This is a genomic window from Brevundimonas sp. (genome assembly GCF_036400995.1).
Taxonomy (GTDB): Bacteria; Pseudomonadota; Alphaproteobacteria; order Caulobacterales; family Caulobacteraceae; genus Brevundimonas.
In genome coordinates this window covers 1-3,643 of record NZ_DASWWG010000104.1, presented here as the reverse complement: position 1 = coordinate 3,643, position 3,643 = coordinate 1, and the positions used below count along the sequence as shown (strand labels likewise).

General features: G+C 70.6%; 4 protein-coding genes. 1 reads left to right on the top strand and 3 read right to left on the bottom strand.

What is annotated here, in order from left to right; all coding sequences use genetic code 11:
- A partial coding sequence (locus tag VGE03_RS14300) for a hypothetical protein (RefSeq protein WP_331047145.1) occupies positions 1–347 on the top strand: 347 nt, incomplete at its 5' end.
- Positions 348–427: 80 nt separating this feature from the next.
- On the opposite strand, the gene VGE03_RS14295 is transcribed toward VGE03_RS14300, so the two are convergent.
- The 3 genes from VGE03_RS14295 to edd form a co-directional block, all read right to left on the bottom strand.
- Positions 428–706 (bottom strand): hypothetical protein, encoded by a 279-nt coding sequence (locus VGE03_RS14295; RefSeq protein ID WP_331047144.1) that lies wholly within the window; start codon positions 704–706, stop codon positions 428–430.
- Between the two features lie 97 nt (positions 707–803).
- A complete protein-coding gene (gene glk, locus VGE03_RS14290; protein ID WP_331047143.1) occupies positions 804–1,781 on the bottom strand; it encodes a glucokinase in 978 nt (325 codons plus the stop codon).
- Positions 1,782–1,943: 162 nt separating this feature from the next.
- On the bottom strand, positions 1,944–3,643 hold a 1,700-nt coding region (edd, locus tag VGE03_RS14285; RefSeq protein ID WP_414644966.1), incomplete at its 5' end, for a phosphogluconate dehydratase.

The following is a 3,643-nucleotide window of genomic DNA, read 5'->3' as shown; positions in this document are numbered from 1 at the left end:
CGGCAACCGAGAGCGGCGTGAAGAGCGACCTGGCCGAGGTCGGGCAGACGCGGGCGCCGGTGGCGGACTCGGCGTCGCTGGACGCGACCGAGTGCGCAGCGCGCGGCGGCAAGATGCTGCCGCAGGGGCGGATGCAGTCGGTGCGCTGCGTGATCACCTATGCCGACGCGGGCCGTCGCTGCACGACCGGTTCGGACTGCCAGGGCGACTGCCGGGTCGAGGAGGTCGCCGGGACCCCGCAGGCGGGCGCCGCCGCGGTCGGGACCTGCCAGCGCGATTCCAGCCGCTTCGGCTGCTACACCACGGTCGAGAACGGCCGCGCCGAGGCGACGATCTGCGTCGACTGATGGCCGGACACCGGGACAGCAAAAAGGCCCCGTCGCGAGAGCGGCGGGGCCTTCTTCGTTCGTCCGGAGACGATCCGACCTTACTGCGCCGGGGCCGGCGGGGTGGTCATTTCGCCCGACGGAGTGGTGCTGGGCGTGTTCGAGGTGGTCATGCCGCCGTCGGCGTTGCCGGCCTGCTGCTCGATACGGTCGGCCTCGGTGTTGAGGGCCTTCTCCTGGGCTTCGTTCGGCGTCGCGGCGGCCTGGGCTTCCAGCTGGTCGGCGGTGGCTTCGGCCTGCTTGTCGGCGGCGCTTTCACCACAGGCGGCGAGGCCGGCGAAGGCGGCGACGGCGGTGGCGGCGATGATCAGTTTACGCATTGGAACAGTCCCTTTTCTTGTCTTCCTGGGACCGGACCAACCTGCGGGATTCGAAAAGGTTCACGCCGACGTGAGGTCGGCGTGAACTTTCGTCGGCTCAGCTTGCGGCGGCGAAGGCCACCCGCGCGGCGCCCAGAAGGGCCGCGTGCTTGTGCAGGATCACATGGGTCGGAATGGCGGCCATATAGTCCTTGAACCGGCCCTTGCGCTCGAAGCGTTCGCGGAACGGGCTGGCCTTGAGGAAGGGCAGGATGCGCGGCGCGATGCCGCCGGCGATGTAGACGCCGCCGCGCGAGCCGGTGGTCAGGGCGATGTCGCCGGCCACGGCGCCCAGGATGGCGCAGAAGCGGGCGAGGGTCGCGCCACAGTGGCTCTGCGGGTCTTCCAGCGCCTCGGCGGTGATCTGGGCCGGGTCGTCGATGTGCGTCTCGCGGCCGTCGATCTCGGCCAGGGCGCGGTGCATATTCAGCAGGCCGGGACCGCAGATTAGGCGCTCGATCGAGACGCGGTCATAGCGGCGGCGCAGGATGCGCAGGATCTCGTCCTCGATGGGGTCGCCGGGGGCGAAGCAGGCGTGGCCGCCCTCGGACGGCATGGCCAGTTCGTTGCCGCGCGAGTCGCGGATCAGCGCCGAGACGCCGAAGCCGGTGCCCGGCCCGAGCACGGCGATGGCCGAGTGAGGGTCGCCTTCTTCCGGGCCGCCCAGCGAGGCCAGCTCGGCCTGCGGCACGACGGGCGCGCCCCAGGCCAGGGCCTCGAAATCGTTGATCAGGCGCACGGGATCGAGGCCCAGCGTGCCCAGCTCGGCTTCGGACACGCGCCAGGGCGAGTTGGTCAGGTCGATCTCGCCGTCGGTGACCGGACCGGCCACGGCGATGACGCCGCCGGTCGGCTTGACCTCGCAGCCGTCGATGAAGGCCTTCACGCCTTCGAGGAAGGTCGGATAGCGATCGGCCGGGAAGCTTTCGTGGTGCTCGAGCACCGGCTTGCCATTGACCATGTGGGCGATGGCGAAGCGGGCGTTGGTGCCGCCGACGTCGCCGACGAGCAGGGTCTTGTCCCAGTTGACGGTCATGAGCTTGTGTCTCCTACCCGCTCATCCCCGCGACGGCGGGGACCCAGTCCTGTCCAGCTTGGCGCCGGTTCTTCAGGACGATGATTTACATACAAACCCGGCCACCGCTCACCCAAAGCACTGGGTCCCCGCCTTCGCGGGGATGAGCGGAAGCCGGAATGGTCACGCGTCCACCGCCCGGTCGACGATGTTCGGGTCGGGCGGGGTGTCCTGGCTGACCGGCGCGCCGGGGGGCACGGCGAAGCAGACGGAGGCGCCTTCCTCGGCGGTCGAGACGACGTGGCGGAAGGCGCCGAACAGTTCGCGGCCATAGCCCCAGGCGGAACCGGTGGCGTGGGCCTCGGTGCGGTGGGCGGCGGGACGGGCGGTCAGGTCGCTGACGCCGACGGTGGTCAGCACCCCGGCCTCGGCGTCGAGGCGGATAATGTCGCCGTCCCGCACATGGGCCAGAGGGCCGCCCGCGAGGGCTTCGGGCGAGACGTGGATGGCGGCGGGCGTCTTGCCCGAGGCGCCGGACATGCGGCCGTCGGTGACGAAGGCGACCTTGAAGCCCTTGTCCTGAAGCACGCTGAGGGCGGGCGACAGGCTGTGCAGCTCGGGCATGCCGTTGGCCTTGGGGCCCTGGAAGCGCAGGACCACGACGACGTCGCGGTTCAGCTTGCCGTCCTTGAAAGCCTGCAGGGCCTCTTCCTGCGACTCGAAGACGGCGGCGGGGGCCTCGACGATGCGGTTCTCCGGCTTGACCGCCGAGACCTTGATGACGGCGCGGCCGAGGTCGCCCTTCACGAGGCGCAGGCCGCCGTCCTTCTGGAACGGGTCGGAGGCGGGGCGCAGGATGTCGAGGTCGAGGCTGTGCGCCACGCCGTCACGCCAGACCAGTTCGCCGTCGACCATGGACGGCTCCTGGAAGTAGGCGTCCAGCCCCTTGCCCATGATGGTTTCGACGTCGGCGTGGATGTTGCCGGCCTCGGCCAGTTCGCGGGTGACGAAGGCGACGCCCCCGGCGGCCTGGAAGGCGTTCACATCGGCCGAGCCGTTCGGGTAGACGCGGGCCAGCAGCGGCGTCGCCGAGGACAGCTGGTCCATGTCGGTCCAGTCGATGATCACGCCCGCGGCGCGCGCCATGGCGACCAGGTGGATGGCGTGGTTGGTCGAGCCGCCGGTGGCCAGCAGGGCCACGATCATGTTGACGATCGACTTCTCGGAGATGACGTCGGCCATGCGGCCCGAGCCGGTCCGGGCCAGCTCGACCGAGCGCTTGGCGGCGGCGGCGGTCAGGGCGTCGCGCAGGCCGGTCTCCGGGTGGACGAAGGCGGTCGAGGGCATGTGCAGCCCGGCCATCTCCATCATCATCTGGTTGGAGTTGGCGGTGCCGTAGAAGGTGCAGGTGCCGGGCGAGTGGTAGCTGCCGATCTCGCTTTCCAGCAGGGTCTGACGGTCCACCTGGTTTTGCGCATAGAGGGCGCGGACGCGGGCCTTCTCGGCGTTGGGGATGCCCGAGGGCATGGGACCGGCCGGGGCGAAGATGACCGGCAGGTGGCCGAAAGCCAGGGCGCCGATGAACAGGCCCGGGACGATCTTGTCGCAGACGCCCAGCATCATGGCGGCGTCGAAGGCGTCGTGGGTCAGGGCGACGCCGGTGGACATGGCGATGACGTCGCGGCTGAACAGGGACAGCTCCATGCCGGGGCGCCCCTGGGTGACGCCGTCGCACATGGCGGGGACGCCGCCCGCGACAGCGGCGCCGGCCGCGCCAAGCTGTCCTGCGCCAACTGGGCCCACGCCTTCGCGGGCCAGACCCTCGCCGACAAGCTGACCGCCATGGGCGGCAAGCAGCCGAACGTCGGCGTCGTCACCGCCTT